We start from the raw sequence: 22131 nt of genomic DNA on the forward strand, positions 1-22131 counted from the left end.
ACCACCTCTTATCAAGAATTTTTAGCCCGCATGAGCTGATATATTGGCCTTCTCTAACATGGTGATCATATGCAACGCTTGATTTGTTTCATCAACATCATGCGTTCTAATGATCCCAGCACCTTTCATTGCAGCATAAACTGCGACCGCTATACTCCCTATTAAACGCTCATCCACCTCTTTAGCCAGCACCGCTCCAATAGTGCTTTTACGCGATACCCCTAAAAGCAGGGGCATTTTAAATGTTGCAAAGCTATCAAGATTTTTGACTAAGAGCAAATTATCTCGTATTTGTTTTCCAAATCCAAAGCCTGGATCCAAAATTATGTTGTTTCTTTTAATACCAACACGCGCGCACTCTGTAATACGCTCTATAAAAAAACGTGTCACTTCGGTAAGCACACCATCTGGATAATATGGATTTTGTTGCATATCATGTGGTGTTCCTTGCATGTGCATCAAACAAACAGGAACTGCTAGTTTTGCAGCCATTTCGAGAGCCCCCACAGTGCGTAAGGCGTAAATATCATTAATTACGTTGGCACCGGCACTTACAGCAGCGTCCATCACTTCAGGTTTATTTGTATCAATCGAGATACAAATATCTGAACTCATGCGAATTTGTTCAATGACAGGAATAACCCTGCTCAATTCTACATCCAGCGGAACATGCTGTGCACCTGGTCTGGTAGATTGCCCCCCAATATCGATTAAATCAGCCCCTTGGCTTATAAGATGGAATGCATGTTCGCAGGCTCTGTCCGAGGATAAAAATTTACCGCCATCGGAAAAAGAATCCGGAGTGACATTCAATATACCCATAATTAAGGGTTTTTTCGACAGATTATCTGAGGAAGGTTGGCATTGACACGCAAGCCAACCTGAAAATTGCTGTGAATTCACCTGCTTCTCTCACTAATAATTTCAGTGCTCTTCGGCAGGGTTTACACTTACTTCATGCTCTGTTGGTTTATCTGGTGAGTTATTAATCACTTCAGCCCCATCCAGAGGTTTAGATGAACCCCAATCTTCGGGCGGAGAAGGTTCCTTCCCAGACATAATCTCTTGTATTTGCTTGAAATCTATAGTTTCGTATTTAATTAAACTTTGAGCCATTAAATGCAACTTATCCATATTGGAAACAAGAATTTCTTTAGCGCGCTGGTAGTTTCTGTCAATAATTGCCCGCACTTCATCATCAATTTGTTGTGCAGTTCTATCTGACATTTCTTTATGTTTATTCATTGAGCGGCCTAAGAATACTTCTTCTTCTTCTTCACCAAAAGTCAGTGGGCCCAAAGGCGACAACCCCCAAGTGGTAACCATTTTGCGTGCTATTTCAGTAGAACGCATAATGTCATTCGATGCCCCCGTGGTTACGCTTTCCGGACCAAAGATAAGCTCTTCTGCAATGCGGCCACCAAACAGACTGGATAATTGACTTTCCAAACGACGTTTACTATGACTATACCTATCTTGTTCCGGTAGAAACATGGTCACACCAAGAGCACGGCCCCGCGGAATAATAGAAACTTTATAAACAGGATCGTGTTCCGGTACAGATAAACCAACGATCGCATGACCTGCTTCATGATATGCAGTCAGTTTTTTCTCATTGTCATCCATCACCATGGAGCGCCGTTCAGCTCCCATCATAATTTTATCTTTTGCTTTATCCAGTTCTATCATGCTGACTTTACGTTTATTTGCACGCGCAGCAAATAAAGCCGCTTCATTTACCAGATTTGCGAGATCTGCCCCAGAAAATCCTGGAGTGCCTCGGGCAATCGCCATAATGTCCACATTGCTATCTACTGGAACCTTTTGCAAATGCACTCTTAATATTTGTTCGCGTCCACGAATATCCGGTAAAGGGACCACAACCTGGCGATCGAAACGACCTGGACGTAATAATGCAGGATCCAAAACATCCGGGCGGTTTGTTGCCGCAACAACAATAACCCCCTCACTCCCTTCAAAGCCGTCCATTTCAACCAGTAATTGGTTTAACGTTTGCTCACGCTCATCATGCCCCCCACCAAGACCAGCACCACGATGGCGACCTACTGCATCAATTTCATCAATGAAAATAATGCAAGGAGCATGTTTTTTTGCTTGCTCAAACATATCACGGACACGGGATGCGCCCACACCAACAAACATTTCAACAAAATCAGAACCTGAAATTGTAAAGAAGGGGACTTTCGCTTCACCAGCAACAGCACGCGCTAAAAGGGTTTTACCTGTTCCTGGAGAGCCAACTAATAATACGCCGCGAGGAATACGTCCGCCCAAATTTTGGAATTTGGTAGGATCGCGTAAAAAGTCAACTAATTCCTTAACTTCCTCTTTAGCTTCATCTACACCAGCAACATCCGCAAAAGTTACCTTAACTTGATCCTCACCAAGCAAGCGTGCTCGTGAACGACCAAACGACATAGCACCTCGGCCACCCCCACCTTGCATCTGGCGCATAAAAAATACCCAAACACCAATTAAAAGCAGCATCGGGAACCAATTAATAAATAAATGGAGGAGGAAACTTTCTTGTTGTTTTTCTTGACCACTTACATCGACTTTGCTTTTCAATAATTCACCTAATAAAGCATTATCTTGCATGGGCATGTAAGTAATGAAGCGCTTGTTATTTTTAGTCATCCCTTTGATGATCTTGTCATCCTCGATGGTGACTGAATTAACCATACCTTGATCGACTTCTTTCAAAAACTGGCTGTAAGAAAGTTTCTCAGCTGCCGAGTTTCGAGGGCCGAAATTACTGAAAACTGAAACAAGCACGATCGCTATAATCAGCCATAAAAACAAATTCTTAACCATGTCGTTCAAAGTATTAACCTCGTTAGTGACGTACAGCCATTATTTTATGATCGAAATTCTTAGATCATAAAGTTACTATAAATTGTATCCCTTTGCCAGCAAATAGGTTTCTTTTGAGCGAGCACGAGAAGCGGAAGGCTTTCGAATTACGACTTTTTCAAAAGAAGATCTCGCCTGCTTTACTAACTCATCAAAACCAGCCCCATGAAAAATTTTAATCAGCATAGAGCCACCAGGCTTTAACATTTTCTCTGCAAAATCAAAGGCCAGCTCCACCAAATACATTGCACGTGGAATATCAATTGCCGTGGTTCCACTCATATTTGGGGCCATATCTGATAATATCAAGTCGACGCTGTGTTCTGGGATTAAGTCTATGAGCTCTTGCAACACCTCATCTTCCCGGAAATCACCAAGAACAAAATCCACATCAGGCAAGGCATCCATAGGCAAAATATCCAATGCGACTATACGCCCGCGACCTTGTAATCGTTCAGAGACATATTGAGTCCATCCTCCTGGGGCTGCACCGAGATCAACCACAGTCATCCCGGGTTTGAGCAATGACTCTTTCTCATCTACTTCTTTTAACTTGTATACCGCACGACTGCGATAGCCCTCTACTTGTGCTTTTTTTACATAAACATCATCAAAGTGCTCTTGCAACCATCGCTTGCTGCTTTTAGTACGTTTCATAAATTTATATGGAGTATTAATTTGATCTATGATACTGAATTTTACTACCTTTTCCCAGCAAAACGTGCAATAATTTACCATTTTATCATTCAGTCTCCAAAATCAGTGCATTAGGGTCTGTTTATATAAGGAACATTACGTGGATACTTCATTCAAAAAATCGCTTAAAGCCCAAGCGCATCATCTAAAACCCGTTGTGCTTCTTGGAACCAAAGGGTTAACTGAAGCCGTTATTGCGGAAACAGATATCGCATTGCTTGCCCATGAATTAATAAAAGTAAAAATTAATGGTGCAGAAAAAGAAGACCGAGTCATTATGGCTGCTGAATTATGTGAACAACTTCATGCTGAACTCGTCCAAATGATTGGCAACACCGTAATTATGTATCGTAAAAATGAAGACAAACATAAGTGACAGGACTGCGAGTATTGTATACACTAGACTATATTGTTTCGCAAACGTATATTCCCTTCAAAAAGCCAATCCCTAAATTTAACATTGAAAAGGTACTGGGCAAATAAGGGATTAATTAAATTATCGTATGGCCTATGATATTAAAATACATTCCAAATGCTCTGACTTTATTGCGACTCCTACTGATCGCACCTTTTCTATTTTATTTATATCGTCATGAGTATACTATTGCTTTTTATTTATTTATTTTAGCTGGCTTGAGTGATGGATTAGATGGCTTTTTAGCCCGAAGTTTTAACTGGCAAAGCTTTTTTGGTTCTTTTGTTGATCCGCTGGCTGATAAATTATTAATCGCCTCCAGCTTTATCTCTTTAGCCTTACTCGGGGTATTACCTTGGTGGCTAGTAATTCTAGTATTCCTCAGGGATTTAACAATTTCCTTAGGAGTAATTGCCTGGTATCAATTTATTCGTCGTAAATTGGACTTTCAACCCACACTGCTCAGTAAAATTAATACAGCATTACAACTGACTCTAGTCACTTTTTGTTTATTTGAATTGGCTTATTTTGATTTTCCTCCCTATCTGCTTAATGTTTTGATCATTTTGACGACATTTACTACCGCAATTACTTATGTTGATTATATTTGGACCTGGGGCAGAAAAGCATGGCCCAAAAAAGAACCATCATAATGAACAAGCAGTTAGCATTAGCTATAAAATTAAATGATGAAGCAACCCTTGCTGATTTTAATTGGGGAAGTAATACATTGCTGCAACAGCAATTACATAACATGCTCACAAATAGGGAAGACCGATTGCTTTATCTCTGGGGCAATACCGGTAGTGGTAAAACTCATTTGTTACAAGCGTGTTGCCAAGCAGCCCATACTCATTCCGCCATCTATCTCCCTTTGACGCTCCTCAAAGAATGGGGACCACAAGCTATAGAAGGGCTGGAAGAGCAAGAACTAATCTGTATTGACGATATTGATGTAATCGCCAAAGACTCCGCCTGGGAAGAAGCTTTATTCCACTTATATAATAAAATCAAAGACATGGAAAAAAGTATTTTAATCATTTCTGGAAATCAATCACCAACTACAATTCCCATCCAACTAGCAGACTTACGCTCTAGATTAAGTTGGGGATTAGTGATTCAGTTGATGGAATTAAATGACGAAGATAAAATTAATACTCTAAAACTCCATGCTTTAAAACGAGGGTTTGACTTACCAGAAAGTGTAGGACAATTTTTGCTCAATAGATGCTCTAGAAATATGCATGATCTGCATAATCTGCTCAATCGATTGGATGATGCCTCCCTTGCCGCGCAACGAAAAATAACGATCCCTTTTGTAAAAGATACATTGAATATTTAATCCTCTCTTCTTTACGCGCAGCCCCCATAAGCACTGGGATTGGATCCCGCGGACAAGCCGCGGGACATAGACAATGGGCGTGATTTTCTTACGCCTTATATAAAACAACATGATGCATTTTCTAAATGTTCATCTTCAACGTCAATTGTTGGTAATGCAGCTGGAGACTTTGGTGGTTTAAGAAAAGAGTAATAATTAGTGCCTACTCTTGCACTGATTACAACTCTTCTAGGAACTGAGTCATTATTTTCCAGCTCCTCATGGCCATCAATAAGATGCTCTGATTGTGCAATTTGTTTAGAGACTCTGGCAGCAGCGCTGGTTACTTTCCCCTGCAAATTTTCTAACTTTTTTTCTTCTTTAATGATGAGAGGCTTATCACATAATTTCTGTACACTCTCTTCATTTAAACCAAACCAGCTGCTCACTAACTTGTCAAGCACAGGGCGCTCTACGTACCAATAAAGACTCAATGCCGCTAAACCCACTATGGCACTAAAAATAATTACCGGCCAAAAAGCAGGAATTGCTGAATTAAGGATAAGGCCTGACATAAAAAAAGCTACTGATTGGCCTGTAAAAAAACCACCACCAAAGAAAAGTAAAGCGGAGACGCCTGAAATCAGTGTTTTAACCGTTTGAATGCGTTCACTCTTTAGCGCCTCTTCAAATTGCTTGCCAGCCTTAGTAAGTGATGCAAGGTGTTTTTGCAACATGGAAATTATAAGCTTCAATTGCTGCAAATCACTTGAAGACAAATCTGAAAGATAATAATCATCTATTTTCTTTCTTATGGATTTAATCATTTGCAATTGCAACAAGTATGCATCCAATAACTTATACGCATCACTAAGCTTAATCCCCAAAGCATTCGAAACTTTTACTAAATCGAATCCACAAAAAACAACTACAGAAAGAATTGAAAACGCAAATCCAATGCCAAGAATTATCGATGAAGGTAAACTGAAAATACTCAACATTGTCACGATACCATCAAATCCCTGGCATGCCGCCACCAAAATACCTGCCATGGTGAGTAATGCAAATTTAATTTTATCCTGCGTATTATTTTCAACTTCTTTAGGCAAATTGGTATCATCTCCTTTCATGGAAAGGAAAAGAGCTTGCAATAACTCAGTACGCAAGGATACAAGAATAAATTCAATTTTTTGTTTTTTTTCCTTTGATGGTTCTTCGGAATTTTTTATTTGCTGTTCATCGAGCCAAGACATTAAAGTTATAAAATCAGCAGGCAAAGAAATAGAGAGGTGTTCACGGGGATGAACGCCAGAAGCTAATAAATATTTTATTATCAATTTTTGAGAACGCAGGCTGATTTCAATATTCATTTTCTCATAACTGCTTACAACCGTACTTCATAAAATACATACGATAGAACAATAGAATTTATCGATATGAACATGGTTTATCCAAGTGATATTAAAACAAACCTTAATTGATAAGCAATTACCAACTGAGCGCTTGAAATATAAATAAATATTTTTTGATTAAAATATGACCATGAAGTATAATTAATGTGCGAACATTGACTAAGGAAAGCGATCATGAAAAAACTTATTATCGCAGTATTAGTGTTTGTACCTACACTTTTTTTAAGTGGCTGTTATGTTACTACAGCAACCCCTAGTAGCTATTATTATTCTAGCTATTATCCTTACTCCTACTATTCAAGTTATTCCTATTATCCTCGTTACTATTCAGGATGGCGTAATTATGGAGGCTTGGGTTATTGGGGTGGCCGTGGTTGGTATGGCGGCTGGCGGGGTGTAGGCTGGCATGGCGGCGGTTGGCACGGCCATTGGCGATAAAAAAACCAAACTCAATTTGACCTAATGATTTAGTTAACCTAAAGTCGCCAGTTGAGTTTAGGTTAACTAATTTCCGAGATGAGTAAGTAACTGAGATTGAACAGTTCTATTCACGGTTTGCTTTGTCCTAAGAAGCATTTGAACGATGCTCTAATCCAGTCTGGATCATGAAGCATTTAGATACAGAATATTCTGCTTCTTTTACTTCGTGCTGTAAATCTGTTTTCTTTATTGCAATATAACGGCTTAGTCGCGGTGATAATAACCACATAAACAATGCAATAATTAAAGTGACGATACCAATACAAGCAAATACGTGCGTATAAATCATCAAAGATCCAACCCCCGGTTTAATCTGCTCGGGAAGTGCGGTATAAGAAGCAACTGTGGCACCAATAAACCCCGCTATAGCAGAAGTTAAAAACCACATTCCCATCACAAAACCTGCAATTTGCGCAGGGACTAATTCTGCAACCATTGCTACTCCAAGAGCTGATACCAATAATTCACCTAGACTTTGAAATAAATAGCTTATAATTAACCACCAGGAAGAAACCATACCTTGATCCGTATAAAAATAGCGAGCAAAAAAGAGCATTAAAAAGCTCACACCGCACATGGTCATGCCTAAAGAAAATTTATAAGGGATAGAAAACTCTATGCCTTTCCTGTGGAGAAAGTTATAAAAATAAGCCAAAACTGGACTCATTAACACTATCCAGATGGGATTTAGTGCCTGGAAGCTTTGTGCATCAATCGTGATTCCAAAGAAAACCGGAATTACATTATGTACGGCAAATAAATTCAGCGAAGTTGGCATTTGTTGATATAAAGTAAAGAAAATAATTGCTTCCAGCATCAACGCCAAGGCAACGAGCATGCGCATTCTTGAGGTTTTACTTTCTTTACGAGTCATAAATATATAATAAATGATTACCGCAATGGTTATAAACCAAAACAAGTTTTTAGCAAGCATCACATGCTGTAATAAATAAGAAGAACACGCAGTGAGCAAGAGTATTCCAAACACGATCATCAACCACTGGGAAAGTGAGATTTTTCGTCTATCAGCATTGGTATTAATGTGTGCGACAAATTGGTGTTGCAGCCAATAATTAGCTAAGCCGATGAGCAAACCAATTGCACTCATCATATAAGCATAAGAATAACCATATCGACTCGAAATCGCCGGACCGGCAAATAATGCAATCATACTGCCTAAATTGATCGCCATATAATACAAAGTAAAACCGCCATGCAAGCGAGGATCATTTTCCTCATAACACTTAGCAAGTAAATTCGATGGATTTGCCTTAAATAAACCATTTCCGACACAAATTAAACCTAATGCAAAAAATACATGTTCTTTATCGGTAATCGCTAAAGAAAAATAACCTGTTGCCAAAGTAATAAGACCAAGTACTATGGTGCGTTTGGTACCTAATATTCTATCTCCCAAATATCCGCCAACAACCACCATACCATAAACTAACGCTGAATAAGCACCAAACGTATAATAAGATATCGTGTCGCTGTAACCTAAATAACGAATAAAAAACAAAGTCAAAATCCCTTGCACTGTATAAAACCCAAACCGCTCCCATAACTCCAACATAAAAATCATGTGAAATGCGCGGGGTTGCTCGCGAAGTATATTCAGCATGAGTATTCTTCCTTTGAGGGTAAATTTTTAAGTTAAAGGAGTTTTCAATTTTTTGCAATGAGCTTTTGGACTAAAAAATTAGAGTCTATCGACACGTCGCAAGCTTGGGCAATGAGGTAAGGAATTGGGAAAAGATTTACTGAAATCGACTATTTCAGTTTATAAAATTAATTTTCAGATAATAAACTCACTACAAGTCAACTCTTTGTTATCTCTTTCTTTCAATGAGCTTTTCTTAATTTGAAAAATTGCGGTCGTACTCGTTAATGATAAATCCTCATCTTTTTTGGGGCCTCTTTTTAAAAATTCATTTGCATTTTTTTTACTGCCAAAAAAATGTTCTATCATCAAATCGGTTGAGGGTTCTTTATTATTTTCATGCGCTTGTCCCGGTTCGTCTTTTGAAATGCGCGCACCAGTTCCAGGCCTGAGTTTGCTCATAATCCATCCTGCTAGCAGTTGCAGCAACGGTACCGCCAGTCGAATTATAAGGTAGGCAAGGGAAATAGCGGATACTGCAGTTAATATTCCTAAACCTACTACTGGGAAATATAAAGACACAATCAAACCGATCATACCCATTGTGCACAAGCTTAAACCAACGCTTCTATCCATGACTTGCACAAGTCCTGCATTTTTTATTTTTTTGCTTAACTTTAATTCTGTTAACTTCAGTTGCATTAAATATTCTTTTTGAGCATTAAAAATTCCTTGTAATGAGATAATCTGTTTGTATTGCAACAGAAGCTGCTGTTCTGTGCTCACATCATCTAATGCAGTTCTCAATCGAGATGCTTTGTTTTGACTCTCTTCTATTTGCGATTCGACACCGGCGATTAATTTTCTAGTTGCTCTTCGTTCCTTACTTAAGTGGTAGCATTCATAGAGTGCCTGCCCTAATAGAAATAGGTTTAAAGTCAATGAGATTGAAGCAGTGGTAAAAGCAATTGCTACTGCTATAGCCGGAACACATATTGAGGTTATTGTCAGTGCTAACACTATTGCAGAAAAAAGCCATTTAGCATTATTACTCCGATTAATAGGAGCTTTTCCATCCAGGAGGTACGCGGTAAGATAAATGAAAGGGATAAGAAAAAAATCTAATGCAGCAAAAGCAATTGTCCCAATATTTAATCCTTGTGTTAGTGATTCCGTAGGTTTAATGTTATTGAAGGCCCTGATGGAAGACCCAATCTGCATGATTGCCTTACCTGAATCTCCCGTAGTTTTGATAATTTGTGCTAAAAATAATATTTTTTTTAAGAACTTCTTCGGCTTTTTCCTATGAGTGAAGAACCCTAAATCAGAATCGATTGGACGCTGTATGTCTTCAAGTATTTCAGTTGCCTCGTATAGAGTATTTGCAATCTCAAATTCTCTCATCTTGTCTACCAATCGATCATTTTGCACAAAAGCGCATACTATACCATTTTTTCTACCATTTTGGTGAAAAACTTTACAATACAAACGAGAACTTGCTAATTCAGCATAAACTCAACTATATTTCCACATAGATACTAAATAAATGCGATAAAAATAATCATTATGTCTAAAAAAGCCCTTTATTTGGCAGGTGGTGGTGCTCGAGGCGCCTACCAAGCTGGTGTTCTGAAAGCAATTGGTCATATTTTGCAAGTTAAAACATTACCCTTTGAAATGGTCAGCGGGGTTAGCGTGGGAAGTATGAATGCAGCAGTACTTGCAGAAAATGCAGATGATTTCCCAACAGCACTTGATAAGCTGGAAACCATTTGGAGTGAAATTCACTGTCAACAAGTCTATAGAGCCAGTAACTTCGCATTAAGCAAATCCGTGATGCGTAATATGAGCACAATGATGCTCAAGCAGCGACAGGCAGCTCATTTACTTGATACCACCCCCCTGAAAGAAATGATCGAAGATGGTCTTGATTTCACCAAAATTGCGCAAAATATAAGTGATGGATATCTGAATACACTGGAAATAATCAGTAATTGTTACGAAACACGCCAGACTATTTCTTTTTATGCACACAACAATCCCGAATTCACGGACTGGAATTACCCGCGACACGGCAGCAAACGCGTTCGCCTCGAGGCTGAACATATTTTAGCATCCAGCGCCTTGCCTTTATTTTTTCCAACAGTTTTGCTCGATGGCTTTCATTATGGCGATGGCAGCGTGGGTCTAGCAGCTCCTCTTCGTGGTTCCATTCGTTTTGAAGTGGATAAAATTCTAATTTTAGGCACTCGAGCACTACCTACATTTGTAGAGCAAGAAAATTTACGCAATCATGATGACATTCCTTTTTCTCATATTTTTGGGAATATGTTAAATGCACTTTTTTTAGACAATCTTGACCGCGATATTGAAATGGTCAATCGAATGAACGAAATTGCCATGCTTCTGTCAATATGGAAAAAACGTCGTTCACCATGGCGCCCTATTACTACATTACATTTACGCCCCAGTAGAGACTTAGCTCCTTTGGCTCAAATACATTTTAAAGCCTTGCCTACATTGCTGCGCTACCTCCTCAATTTTTTAGGTGAGAAAAAGCATTCAGGCGATCTCTTAAGCTTTGTGCTTTTCGAACGCGACTATACAAGAGAATTACTTGAGCTTGGTTTTCAAGATACGATTAATAATGCCAAGGAAGTTATGGCTTTTTTTGAATAATTTTTCTTGCCAGCAAATTATTGGACGCAGGCGCAGAACGAAGGAGAGTTTGTGAAAACGTCAGGTTGCTGCTTCATCCTAACAAAGCGATGCCGATGCACGCAAAAATGTCAGTACCTCTTGAGTTTCAGGCATAATGCCGTGCCAAATGAAAAAAGCCTCAGCTGCTTGTTCCACCAACATTCCTAAGCCGTCCACTGCGTCACAACCTGATTCTCTGGCATATTGGACAAAAGCCGTTATGCCGTTTTGCTTATAAGATAAATCGTAACAAAATGGTTTTGCTGACATGCATGCCGTGGGCAATGCAACAAATTCTCCTGCCAAACTGGCAGAAGTCGCATTAATCACGATATCAAACGCCCCCTCAATCTCATTTAAGCTCAAACATTGAATTTGTGGGAAAGCACGTTGAAACTCTTCTGCTTTGGCTAAAGTACGATTCGCGATAAGCAGTTCTACAGGATGGTGTTCCAATAAGGGATAAACTATTCCGCGTGCAGCTCCTCCAGCACCTAAGATTAATACGCGCTTTCCTTCTACCAGGATATGTCGATGCAAATCACGAATTAACCCAATACCATCGGTATTGTCCGCATGCAATTGATTTGCTTGCATCCATAATGTATTCGCTGCCCCCGCTTTTTTACATCGCAAACTATGCTGTTGCGCCATCGCAAAAGCACGCTGCTTGAAAGGCAAAGTAACATTCATCCCCTTGCCATCTTGAGTAAAAAAATCAGATACTTGTTGCTCAAAGGACGGATCATCTGCCTTAATTTTTTCGTAAGTCAGTTGTATATTCAATTGTTTGGCAAAACACTGATGAATTATCGGAGATAAACTATGGGCAATAGGATTACCAATAACGGCAAAACGCTGAGACACTTTACCCTCCTATGGTTAATTGGTTGCCAATATCGCTACAGCAAAAGTCTGTCAATTAAAGCACAGCAAAATATTTTTTTATATGATCCATTGCAACAATTTATTCATACTGCTTATGCAATAGGGTGTGGGCGGGGCTGATGCACAGGGGCAAATTATCAAGAATTAGTTGTGTTTTCAATAACGTGATCACTGGATAAAAATTAGTGGGTATCATCCTTAGCCCACGTTCCGCGACTTGTTCGCGGGATCCAGCATACTCTCCCGCGAATAAGCCCCAGAACGTAGACAGTGAGATGAATTGCCAACATGCCCTAAATTTTTCTTGAAAAAAGCGCATCTCTCTACAAATAATTAAAGTAATTGAGTTTTTTTGTTTTTCAATATCTTAGGATGTGTTGTCAATTCAGCCCAATGATGCCGAAGAACAAAAAGACATAATAAGTTACTCTTATTTGAGTTAAGGGAAAAATTCAATGAGCGACTTTTCCGAAAATGAAAAAAATATCCTAAGAAACAGCCCATTATTAAATCATTTATCTGAGGAAAACTATCAAGCCTTCATGGCAATTTCATCACGCGTTACCTTTGGAAAAGGTGATATTTTGCTTCGAGAAGGGGAATTAAATGATGATTTTTTTATTATTGTCTCTGGAACAGTTGGACTCTATAAAAAAGAAAATGAACATGCCTCCCCTGAATTAATCGACACCCTGACCTCAGGTGAAACACTTGATGAAATAAGGGTCATCCAAAACCGTACGTGCGCACTGACAGTGATCGCAGCCGAAGCTACCGTTGTACTACAAACCTCGATAAGCAGATTACATGCATTGGAAAATCATCAATGTTATGATGCGATTGTAGAAGCAGTAATTCAAATAATAAGCGATCGCTTGTTTCACAGCAACGAAACCATTCTACATAAGATACATGAAAAAAAGAGAAAAAATAAACAATTTATTTGCATCCTGTTTGGTATGCTCGTCCTTGTTGTTTTCTTATGTGAAGTGGGTTTAGGACTTTATTACACTTTAAACCCCACTGATTTTTGCAACAATTTGAGTTCACTTCCCGCTGAAAATGCTAAAGTTGCACTCTAACAATGAGATCCAGGGTAGCCAAAGTCCTATTGCCGCCTGGATTAAGCAAAGCCGTAACCCAGGCTACAAACTGCTCGTTAACTCACCATCAAACTTTTAGAAACTACTTCTGCTAAATCACGCGATAAATCCAGCTTAGCCAATTGCTCCAATTGCTCTCGCATTAACGCTTGTCTGGGCTTGTCATAACGTTTCCAGCGCGTAAATGGATTCGCTAAACGCGCGGCAACTTGTGGATTAATTTTATCCAGTGTTACTAACATTTCAGTTAAAAAATGGTAACCACTTCCATCTAGAGCATGAAAATTGCGTGGATTTGCCATACAAAATGCACCGATCAGCGCACGGACTTTATTGGGGTTTTTAATACTAAAAGCTGAATGTTTTAATAATACTTTTACATGAGTCAAGGTTTCCGGTAATTGACTGGTCGCCTGAATTGCAAACCATTTATCTAAAACCAAATCATCTTTAGACCATTGTTTATAAAAATCATCAATTGCTTGCTCTCGCAATCCCTGATTGGTGCAATTGACTAATAAAGAAAAACTGGCGATTTGATCCGTCATGGTCTGTGCCGCCATAAATTGCTGTTCACATACATCTAAAGCAGTTACTTCCTTGGCTTTCATCATGAGCCATAGACAAACATTACGTAATTTTCTCCGACCGTAAGCGGGTCCATTCATACGGTGATCTTCTATTTGCCATAGCTGTTGATACAGTGACTGGGCCGTCTCATACAAGTACCATCCTAATTGCTGGTGAAAAAAATCACGAACATTTTCTATAGCGCTCACGTCCACAATATCCAGCCTTGTAGCAATATCCTCAAAACCTGGGGGAGTCAGTAATTCCGCACGCAAATCAGCATCTAGTGCATCATCTAGCAGTACATGCTTTAAAGCAGAAACTAAAGCAGAAGGAATTTGCCATGTGCTGGATGGTTGATTTAAGCATTCTTTAATGCAATTCAGAACAAGATTTTGCGCTGCATCCCATTTGGCATAACCATCCGTTTCATGCCGCAGTAAAAAAAGCAACTCCTCTTGAGCCAAATCATATTTTAATTTAATCGGAGCAGAAAACTCGCGTAATAATGAAACAACAGGCTTTTCACTTAAACCGGTAAAAGTAAAACTCTGCACTGCTTCTTTTAATTCTAAAATTTCTTGCTCAATCAACATCTGATGCCCTTGGGTATCAAATAATGCGATACGAATAGGAATGTGAAACGGCTTTTTATCCTGACATTCAGGGGTTGGTGGGCACTTTTGTTGCATTTTTAAAGTCAGCTTACCCTGCGCATACTCACTAGCTACTGTTACCTCTGGGGTACCTGCTTGACTGTACCATCGCTTAAATTGAGTGAGATCAACATGATTGGCATCTTCCATCGCAGCAACAAAGTCATCAATAGTAACAGCTTGGCCATCGTGCCGTTTAAAATATAAATCCATACCTTTTCTAAAGCCCGCTTTACCTAAGAGCGTATGTTGCATGCGGATTACTTCGGCCCCCTTATTATAAACTGTGGCTGTATAAAAATTATTTATTTCCTGATAAGACTCTGGTCTCACTGGATGTGCCATTGCTCCAGCATCCTCAGGAAATTGAGCACTTCGCAATGCCCTGACATCCATAATTCGGTTTACATCTCGTGAATTCATATCCCGAGAAAATTCTTGGTCACGAAAAACAGTTAAGCCTTCTTTCAAACTTAACTGGAACCAGTCACGGCAAGTAATTCGATTACCAGTCCAATTGTGAAAATATTCATGGGCAACCACGCCTTCAACATCGGCAAAATCTTGATCCGTTGCTGTATCAGGACGCGCAAGAATGTACTTGGAGTTAAAAATATTTAATCCTTTATTCTCCATAGCCCCCATATTGAAGTCGCTAACCGCTACAATCATAAAAATATCCAGATCATATTCTCGGCCATAGACCTCTTCGTCCCAGTGCATGGATTTTTTCAAAGACTCCATCGCATGGGCGCACTTATCTTCATTTCCTGGCTCAACATAAATACGGAGATCAATCGTACGGCCAGAACAGGTAACAAATTTATCGCGAATGCACGCTAAATCTCCAGCAACCAACGCGAATAAATACGATGGCTTTTTGAAAGGATCATTCCAAACTACCCAATGACGTCCATCATCAGTCGCACCTGATTCGAGCAGATTTCCATTGGATAATAAAATAGGATATTGCTTTTTATCCGCTGAGATTCGTGTGGTATAGGTGGCTAAAACATCAGGCCGGTCTAGAAAATAAGTAATGCGTCGAAAACCTTCTGCCTCGCATTGGGTACAAAACAGATGATTTGAGCGATAAAGCCCTGATAGTTGTGTGTTTTTTTGCGGGTAAATTCGCGTTACGACATCGAGTGTAAGTTTATCTGGACAATTTTCGATAATAAGCGCATCAGCTTGTAGGGTATAGGCGGATGATTCCAGTTTTTGGCCGTTCATGCGGACACTAACCAATTCCAGCTCATCACCATATAAATGCAAAGGACCTTCATGTTGACGGATTAATTTCAACTCACTACTTACCAAAGCATGATCATCAAAGAGATCAAAATTTAAATTCACAGTCTCTACTGTAAAAAAAGGAGGCTGGTAGTTTTTTAAATAAACGGTTGTGTCAGGCATGATCATTACATCCTATGAAAAATGCGATTAAGTTTATTGAGTTATATAAAAATTTTCTTAGTTTAGCCTATAATGATTATAAAGGGGTAACTTCTTAGGTCAATCTTTATAAGTATTACGAAGTTAGCTGGAAATCCATTTATTGCTTTTACCAGTAAAATGCAATAAATGTAAAGAAACACAATATATCCTTCGCAAGGATAAAGGGGATGGCATATGAATACTCAAGACTTTTTAACCAGTTATACCAAACGCTTTGTCGATAACAAAGAAGAAGAGATGAGTTTGGAAGAATACCTGGAATTGTGTAAAAATGACCCTTCAGCTTATGCCAATCCAGCGGAGCGCTTGTTAATGGCCATAGGCGAGCCTGAAATGATCGATACGCGTCATGATCCTGTTTTATCAAGGATTTTCTCCAATAAAATCATCCCAAGATATACTGTATTTCAAGATTTTTATGGCATGGAAGAACCGATTGAGCAAATCGTTGGTTTTCTAAAACACGCAGCCCAAGGCTTGGAAGAAACCAAACAAGTTCTTTATCTCTTAGGACCTGTAGGAGGTGGTAAATCTTCTATTGCTGAAAAATTAAAAGATTTAATGGAAAAAATACCCTTTTATGCCATTAAAGGTTCTCCCGTATTTGAGTCCCCTTTATCCTTATTTAATCCAATTGAAGATGCGGAGTTACTCCGAGAACGTTTCGGGATCCCCTCTCGATACCTACGTTATTTGATGTCGCCATGGGCAGTGAAACGTTTGCATGAATATAATGGTGATATTAGTCAATTTAGAGTAGTTAAAGTCAGACCTTCACGATTAAAACAAATTGCTGTTGCCAAAACAGAGCCAGGCGATGAAAACAACCAGGATATTTCTTCACTGGTAGGTAAAGTGGATATTCGCAAATTAGAAGAACATTCTCAAGATGATCCTGATGCATACAGTTATTCTGGCGGACTATGCCGGGCAAACCGTGGTCTCTTAGAGTTTGTTGAAATGTTTAAAGCACCAATCAAGGTATTACATCCCTTATTAACAGCGACTCAGGAAGGTAATTACAATGCGACTGAAGGTTTATCCTCCATTCCATTTGAGGGAATTATTTTAGCGCATTCGAATGAATCCGAATGGCAATCATTCAGAAACAATAAAAACAATGAAGCATTTATAGACCGTATTAATATCGTCAAAGTGCCTTATTGTCTGCGCGTTTCCGAAGAAATTAAAATTTACCAAAAACTCATCGATAACAGCTCATTGACTCATGCCCAATGCGCTCCCGGTACTTTGGACATGTTAGCGCAGTTTTCAGTCTTAACTCGTTTAAAAGAGCCGCAAAACTCCAGCATTTATTCCAAAATGCGCGTGTATAATGGAGAAAGTTTAAAAGACACTGATCCCAAAGCAAAATCATATCAGGAGTATCGCGACTTTGCCGGTGTCGATGAAGGAATGAGTGGCGTATCAACACGCTTTGCTTTCAAAATCCTTTCTAAAGTGTTTAATTTTGATCATAGCGAAGTAGCCGCAAACCCGGTGCATTTAATGTATGTGTTGGAACGTCAAATTGAACAAGAGCAATTCCCGCAAGAGGTACAAGAATCCTATTTGGGCTTTATCAAAGAATATCTCGCACCCAAGTATGTTGAATTTATTGGTAAAGAAATTCAAACAGCCTATTTGGAATCGTACTCTGAATATGGTCAAAATATTTTTGACCGTTATATCACCTATGCCGACTTTTGGATTCAAGATCAGGATTATCGCGATCCAGATACCGGTGAAATTTTTGACCGCGCCTTATTAAACCAAGAGCTTGAAAAAATAGAAAAGCCAGCAGGGATCTCGAATCCCAAAGATTTTCGTAATGAAGTGGTGAATTTTGTTTTACGTGCTCGTGCGAATAATCGCGGAAAAAATCCAGTGTGGAATAGCTATGAAAAATTAAGATCAGTAATTGAGAAAAAAATGTTCACTAATACTGAGGATTTGTTGCCCGTTATCTCCTTCAATGCCAAAGCATCTGAAGATGACAAGAAAAAACATGAAGAGTTTATTTCTCGCATGGTTGATAAAGGATATACACGCAAACAAGTACGCTTGCTTTGTGAATGGTATTTGCGAGTGCGTAAGTCACAATAATAAAAATCTTCCTCTCACACCTATGAGAGAAAGCTTAAAGTACTGGTGTAGTTTGGGGCGAACGAGTAAATCATGGCCCAGGATTTACGATAAGTACTTCCTCGAGTTAGGCTTTTTCGCTCAAACTACAAATAGGTGCACAGTTTTTATGTGGGGCTAAATTATGTCGCAATTGATTGATAGACGACAAAACGCAGGGAAAAAAAGTACGGTTAATCGCCAACGTTTTCTTCGCCGTTACAAAAATCAGATCAAACGTGCTGTCTCCGATGCCGTTGGCAAGCGAAGTATTACCGAAATTGACCAGGGCGAACAAATCACAATTCCTGCCAAAGACATTTCTGAACCTATGTTTCATCGAGGACAAGGTGGACACATAGAACGTGTATTACCAGGAAATGATAATTTTATTGCTGGCGATAGAATAAGAAGACCTAGTGGCGGTTCGGGTGGCGGAGGGGATGGCTCAGATGCCAGCGACAGTGGCGAAGGCGAAGATAATTTTGTTTTTGAATTATCGCGGGAAGAGTTTTTGGATCTGTACTTTGAAGATCTGGAATTACCAGATTTGGTGAAAAAGGAATTGGCGCGCATTAGCACCTTCAAAACGATAAGAGCGGGCGTGACTACGAGTGGTATTCCTAATAACATTAATGTCCTTCGCTCAATGAAACAAGCAACCGGACGCCGAGTTGCTTTGGCATCACCCTACAAAAGACAATTAAAAGAAGCTGAAGAAGAATTAGAACAACTGCAAGCCCAACCTGTTCCAGATGCCGAAGCCCTAAAAAGTCTGCAAAAAAAGATTGAGTATCTAAAGAAGAAAATACAAACTGTACCGTTTATTGATACCATTGATCTGCGATATAACTTTCGCGTCCGTGTTCCATCACCTTCGACTCAAGCAGTTATGTTCTGTGTTATGGACGTCTCAGGTTCAATGGATGAGGCTAAAAAAGACATTGCAAAACGCTTTTTTATCTTACTTTATATGTTTCTCACCAAAAATTATGAAAAAATTGAGCTGGTATTTATTCGGCACCATACTTCCGCTAAAGAAGTGAATGAAGAAGAGTTTTTTTACTCTCGCGAAACCGGGGGCACCGTGGTTTCCAGCGCATTGGAACTTCTGAGCACCATTATCGAAAGCCGCTATCCCCCAGAAGCTTGGAATATCTATGTGGCGCAAGCATCAGACGGCGATAACTGGAATGCGGATTCACCTTATTGTCAGGAGCTGCTGCAAGATAAAATTATGCCCTTATTACAATATTTTGCTTATATTGAAATTATGCCACGTCATCATCAAAGTTTATGGGAAGTCTATCAACTCGTAAAAGAGCGTTACCCTAATTTTGCCATGGAAAATATTGATACAGTGGCGGATATCTATCCCGTATTTCATGAGCTATTTAAAAGGAAGACTGCATGAAAAAAAAGAAGCCATTATCCACGGGTGCAGAATGGACCTTTGAATTGATTCAGGACTATGATCGTGAAATTGCACGCATAGCCAAAGATTTTAAATTAGATACTTATCCTAACCAAATAGAAGTCATTACTGCAGAGCAAATGATGGATGCTTATGCTTCAGTGGGGATGCCTATAGGTTATCACCATTGGTCTTTTGGCAAACATTTTGTCAGTGTTGAAAAAAGTTATAAACGTGGACAAATGGGCTTAGCCTATGAATTAGTTATTAATTCAAACCCATGCATTTCCTATCTCATGGAAGAAAATACCATGGCCATGCAAGCCTTAGTGATTGCTCATGCCTGTTATGGTCATAACTCGTTTTTTAAAAATAATTATTTATTTAAAATGTGGACCTCTGCCGATGCCATCATTGATTATTTGGTATTTGCAAGAAAATACATTAGTGATTGCGAGCAACGCTATGGCATCAATGAAGTAGAAGCAGTCTTGGACGCGTGTCATGCCCTAATGAACTATGGAGTGGATCGTTATAAACATCCTACCCCTTTATCCATACAGGAAGAAAAAATTCGCCAACAAAACCGCGAAATTTATTTGCAATCTCAAGTCAATGAATTGTGGCGAACCATTCCACAAAGTAGACAAATTGCCGAACAAGCTCAGCAGAAACGTTTCCCTGAAGAGACACAAGAAAATATTTTATATTTCATTGAAAAAAATGCACCTTTATTAGAGCCTTGGCAGCGAGAAATCGTGCGTATCGTACGCAAAATGGCCCAATATTTTTATCCTCAAGGCCAAACTAAGGTGATGAATGAAGGATGGGCTTGCTTTTGGCACTATACCCTTTTGCATGCATTATACGATGAAGGTCTAGTTACCGATGAATTTATGCTGGAAGTCTTGCAAAGTCATACCAATGTCATCATGCAACCGCCTTATAATAGCCCTTATTATAATGGCATAAATCCCTATACCCTGGGATATCATATGATGCAAGACATCAAGCGGATTTGTGAAAGTCCTACCGAAGAAGATAAAGCATGGTTTCCTTATTTAGCCAATACAGATTGGTTAAGCAGTTTAGATAACGCGATGCGTCATTTCAAAGATGAAAGTTTCATTGCTCAATATTTATCCCCTAAATTAATTCGTGATTTAAAATTATTTCATATCGTAGACGATGATCGCAGTCCAGATCTTTACGTCAATGCAATTCATAATGAATCGGGATATCAAAAAATAAGAGAAGCATTATCAAGACAATATAATTTAGGTTATTTGGAACCTGATATTCAAATTTATTCTGTTGACTTACAAGGTGATCGCTCAATGACTTTACGGTACACCCAGCAAAATAGAGTACCTTTGGGGCAAACTACAGTTGATGTTTTGAAACATCTCTTTTTTTTATGGAAATTCCCTATCGTTTTACAGGCAGTAAATTCCGAAAATGAGATTACTGAAGAATATCATTGCCCACCATTAGCTCACGGCCAAAATTAAATTCATGTATTTTTCCACTTGCAGACTTGAATGGTTGAATTTCAATGCAGATTGTGTGCTTAGGGCTTCCTTATTGCAAATCGATACATGTAGCCTGGGTGAAGCGAAGCGGAACCCGGGTTACGGCTTCGCCTGCAGCCCGGCTACATTATTGTATTATTTTTTTGCTTATCTTTTTCAATGATGGTAGTACTTGCATACAATTTAACAGCACCTTCTGTATAGGGATCCAGGTTAAACACTGTAGCAAAAACTTTGGCTGCAACCTCATTTGTATTGAGGTACCAATCACTAATATCGTCAGAGTAATATTGAATAATCATAGGCTTAAAGAGTGCATATGCCGCGCCAACCTGCTGTCTTGTGCCAAGTTTTGCTTTCACAAAATATTTGTTCCCTTTAAGCGCCAAATTCAACAGTTCTACTGTTTCCTTGAGGGTACTGGGAACAATTGCTTCGACTGGAATGGAGTCCATTGAGTAAACTTTTACTGTAACAGCAAGATTATCACCGAAATCATGAACCCGATTAATAAAAGAGGCTAACGCACGTGCTTTATCCGCATCACACACCGTAACCTTGATTTCCATTTCCAGTCCATCGCCGGTCAAATCCCCTACATGCACACAAGGATCAGCCTTTAAGGTGGCACTCAACTGGTTTTTCAACAAATACCAGGGCGGAAGAAGCATCTGCTTCCCTGCATGGGCAATTGAAGTCGCGCTGCTTAACATAAAACAAATAAATAGACCTAGAAATAACCCTGCTTTTCGATTCATTATGATTTTCCGTATTATTTAAAGAAAGAAAAAATGCCCTCCATAAAATAGAGTCTGTTTACATTTCGCTCGCTTGAGTCACATGGGCCCGATTGAAAATCAAGCCATTTTGACCAAGATATAGAAATAT

At 39.2% G+C, this 22131-nt stretch carries 18 protein-coding genes; 9 read left to right on the forward strand and 9 right to left on the reverse strand.

The window, feature by feature from the left end:
• Positions 1-21 precede the first annotated feature (21 nt).
• The 3 genes from folP to rlmE all read right to left on the reverse strand — a co-directional run bounded on the left by folP (position 22) and on the right by rlmE (position 3531).
• Positions 22-903 (reverse strand): dihydropteroate synthase, encoded by an 882-nt coding sequence (folP, locus tag A8O27_RS09035; RefSeq protein ID WP_058458961.1) that lies wholly within the window; start codon positions 901-903, stop codon positions 22-24.
• A gap of 21 nt (positions 904-924) precedes the next feature.
• Positions 925-2835: an ATP-dependent zinc metalloprotease FtsH gene (ftsH, locus tag A8O27_RS09040; protein WP_058458960.1), complete on the reverse strand. Its 1911-nt coding sequence runs from the start codon at positions 2833-2835 to the stop codon at positions 925-927.
• A gap of 75 nt (positions 2836-2910) precedes the next feature.
• Positions 2911-3531: a 23S rRNA (uridine(2552)-2'-O)-methyltransferase RlmE gene (gene rlmE / locus A8O27_RS09045; RefSeq protein WP_058458995.1), complete on the reverse strand. Its 621-nt coding sequence runs from the start codon at positions 3529-3531 to the stop codon at positions 2911-2913.
• Positions 3532-3670: 139 nt separating this feature from the next.
• On the opposite strand from rlmE, the gene yhbY reads away from it, so the two are divergent.
• From yhbY to hda, 3 genes are all read left to right on the forward strand, one after another.
• The gene (yhbY, locus tag A8O27_RS09050) at positions 3671-3946 is read left to right on the forward strand and encodes a ribosome assembly RNA-binding protein YhbY (protein WP_058458959.1); all 276 of its coding nucleotides are present in this window, start codon (positions 3671-3673) and stop codon (positions 3944-3946) included.
• Between the two features lie 134 nt (positions 3947-4080).
• Positions 4081-4638: a CDP-alcohol phosphatidyltransferase family protein gene (locus tag A8O27_RS09055; RefSeq protein WP_058458958.1), complete on the forward strand. Its 558-nt coding sequence runs from the start codon at positions 4081-4083 to the stop codon at positions 4636-4638.
• On the forward strand, positions 4638-5327 hold the full coding sequence (hda, locus tag A8O27_RS09060; protein WP_058458957.1) for a DnaA regulatory inactivator Hda: 690 nt from the start codon (positions 4638-4640) through the stop codon (positions 5325-5327). Before A8O27_RS09055 ends, hda begins: the two co-directional genes overlap by 1 nt.
• 95 nt (positions 5328-5422) lie before the next feature.
• Here the strand turns inward: hda and A8O27_RS09065 are convergent, their stop codons facing one another.
• Positions 5423-6676: a hypothetical protein gene (locus tag A8O27_RS09065; RefSeq protein WP_058458956.1), complete on the reverse strand. Its 1254-nt coding sequence runs from the start codon at positions 6674-6676 to the stop codon at positions 5423-5425.
• A gap of 216 nt (positions 6677-6892) precedes the next feature.
• Here A8O27_RS09065 and A8O27_RS09070 point away from each other — a divergent pair, with 216 nt between their 5' ends.
• On the forward strand, positions 6893-7156 hold the full coding sequence (locus tag A8O27_RS09070; protein ID WP_064115081.1) for a hypothetical protein: 264 nt from the start codon (positions 6893-6895) through the stop codon (positions 7154-7156).
• A 127-nt stretch (positions 7157-7283) separates the two neighbouring features.
• Here the strand turns inward: A8O27_RS09070 and A8O27_RS09075 are convergent, their stop codons facing one another.
• The gene (locus tag A8O27_RS09075; RefSeq protein ID WP_058458955.1) at positions 7284-8819 is read right to left on the reverse strand and encodes an oligopeptide:H+ symporter; all 1536 of its coding nucleotides are present in this window, start codon (positions 8817-8819) and stop codon (positions 7284-7286) included.
• Between the two features lie 174 nt (positions 8820-8993).
• Positions 8994-10202 (reverse strand): hypothetical protein, encoded by a 1209-nt coding sequence (locus tag A8O27_RS09080; protein WP_058458954.1) that lies wholly within the window; start codon positions 10200-10202, stop codon positions 8994-8996.
• A 162-nt stretch (positions 10203-10364) separates the two neighbouring features.
• Here A8O27_RS09080 and A8O27_RS09085 point away from each other — a divergent pair, with 162 nt between their 5' ends.
• On the forward strand, positions 10365-11477 hold the full coding sequence (locus tag A8O27_RS09085; protein ID WP_058458953.1) for a patatin-like phospholipase family protein: 1113 nt from the start codon (positions 10365-10367) through the stop codon (positions 11475-11477).
• A gap of 78 nt (positions 11478-11555) precedes the next feature.
• Here A8O27_RS09085 and aroE read toward each other — a convergent pair whose 3' ends face one another.
• A complete protein-coding gene (gene aroE / locus A8O27_RS09090; RefSeq protein ID WP_058458952.1) occupies positions 11556-12365 on the reverse strand; it encodes a shikimate dehydrogenase in 810 nt (269 codons plus the stop codon).
• A 476-nt stretch (positions 12366-12841) separates the two neighbouring features.
• Here aroE and A8O27_RS09095 point away from each other — a divergent pair, with 476 nt between their 5' ends.
• Entirely contained in the window at positions 12842-13468 is a 627-nt protein-coding gene (locus A8O27_RS09095; RefSeq protein ID WP_058458951.1) for a Crp/Fnr family transcriptional regulator, read from the forward strand.
• A gap of 77 nt (positions 13469-13545) precedes the next feature.
• On the opposite strand, the gene pepN is transcribed toward A8O27_RS09095, so the two are convergent.
• Positions 13546-16131, reverse strand: coding sequence for an aminopeptidase N (pepN, locus tag A8O27_RS09100; protein WP_058458950.1), 2586 nt, complete (start codon positions 16129-16131; stop codon positions 13546-13548).
• Positions 16132-16347: 216 nt separating this feature from the next.
• On the opposite strand from pepN, the gene A8O27_RS09105 reads away from it, so the two are divergent.
• The 3 genes from A8O27_RS09105 to A8O27_RS09115 all read left to right on the forward strand — a co-directional run bounded on the left by A8O27_RS09105 (position 16348) and on the right by A8O27_RS09115 (position 21222).
• A complete protein-coding gene (locus A8O27_RS09105) occupies positions 16348-18279 on the forward strand; it encodes a PrkA family serine protein kinase (RefSeq protein ID WP_058458949.1) in 1932 nt (643 codons plus the stop codon).
• Between the two features lie 163 nt (positions 18280-18442).
• Complete coding sequence (locus A8O27_RS09110) at positions 18443-19711, forward strand: YeaH/YhbH family protein (RefSeq protein WP_058458948.1); 1269 nt, start codon at positions 18443-18445, stop codon at positions 19709-19711.
• On the forward strand, positions 19708-21222 hold the full coding sequence (locus tag A8O27_RS09115) for a SpoVR family protein (protein WP_058458947.1): 1515 nt from the start codon (positions 19708-19710) through the stop codon (positions 21220-21222). Before A8O27_RS09110 ends, A8O27_RS09115 begins: the two co-directional genes overlap by 4 nt.
• Before the next feature lie 143 nt (positions 21223-21365).
• Here the strand turns inward: A8O27_RS09115 and A8O27_RS09120 are convergent, their stop codons facing one another.
• Positions 21366-22001 carry a group-specific protein gene (locus tag A8O27_RS09120; protein WP_174223896.1) on the reverse strand — a complete coding sequence of 212 codons (636 nt, stop codon included), beginning with the start codon at positions 21999-22001 and terminating at the stop codon, positions 21366-21368.
• Positions 22002-22131: the final 130 nt, after the last annotated feature.

The sequence above is a fragment of the Legionella bozemanae genome, assembly GCF_001648595.1.
Lineage (GTDB): Bacteria > Pseudomonadota > Gammaproteobacteria > Legionellales > Legionellaceae > Legionella > Legionella bozemanae.

Coding starts and splice junctions, on each gene's coding strand:
- ftsH (WP_058458960.1), bottom strand. CDS start 2,835: ATGGTTAAGAATTTGTTTTTATGGCTGATTATAGCGATCGTGCTTGTT.
- rlmE (WP_058458995.1), bottom strand. CDS start 3,531: ATGAAACGTACTAAAAGCAGCAAGCGATGGTTGCAAGAGCACTTTGAT.
- A8O27_RS09055 (WP_058458958.1), top strand. CDS start 4,081: ATGATATTAAAATACATTCCAAATGCTCTGACTTTATTGCGACTCCTA.
- hda (WP_058458957.1), top strand. CDS start 4,638: ATGAACAAGCAGTTAGCATTAGCTATAAAATTAAATGATGAAGCAACC.
- A8O27_RS09065 (WP_058458956.1), bottom strand. CDS start 6,676: ATGAATATTGAAATCAGCCTGCGTTCTCAAAAATTGATAATAAAATAT.
- A8O27_RS09070 (WP_064115081.1), top strand. CDS start 6,893: ATGAAAAAACTTATTATCGCAGTATTAGTGTTTGTACCTACACTTTTT.
- A8O27_RS09075 (WP_058458955.1), bottom strand. CDS start 8,819: ATGCTGAATATACTTCGCGAGCAACCCCGCGCATTTCACATGATTTTT.
- A8O27_RS09080 (WP_058458954.1), bottom strand. CDS start 10,202: ATGAGAGAATTTGAGATTGCAAATACTCTATACGAGGCAACTGAAATA.
- A8O27_RS09085 (WP_058458953.1), top strand. CDS start 10,365: ATGTCTAAAAAAGCCCTTTATTTGGCAGGTGGTGGTGCTCGAGGCGCC.
- A8O27_RS09095 (WP_058458951.1), top strand. CDS start 12,842: ATGAGCGACTTTTCCGAAAATGAAAAAAATATCCTAAGAAACAGCCCA.
- pepN (WP_058458950.1), bottom strand. CDS start 16,131: ATGCCTGACACAACCGTTTATTTAAAAAACTACCAGCCTCCTTTTTTT.
- A8O27_RS09105 (WP_058458949.1), top strand. CDS start 16,348: ATGAATACTCAAGACTTTTTAACCAGTTATACCAAACGCTTTGTCGAT.
- A8O27_RS09110 (WP_058458948.1), top strand. CDS start 18,443: ATGTCGCAATTGATTGATAGACGACAAAACGCAGGGAAAAAAAGTACG.
- A8O27_RS09115 (WP_058458947.1), top strand. CDS start 19,708: ATGAAAAAAAAGAAGCCATTATCCACGGGTGCAGAATGGACCTTTGAA.
- A8O27_RS09120 (WP_174223896.1), bottom strand. CDS start 22,001: ATGAATCGAAAAGCAGGGTTATTTCTAGGTCTATTTATTTGTTTTATG.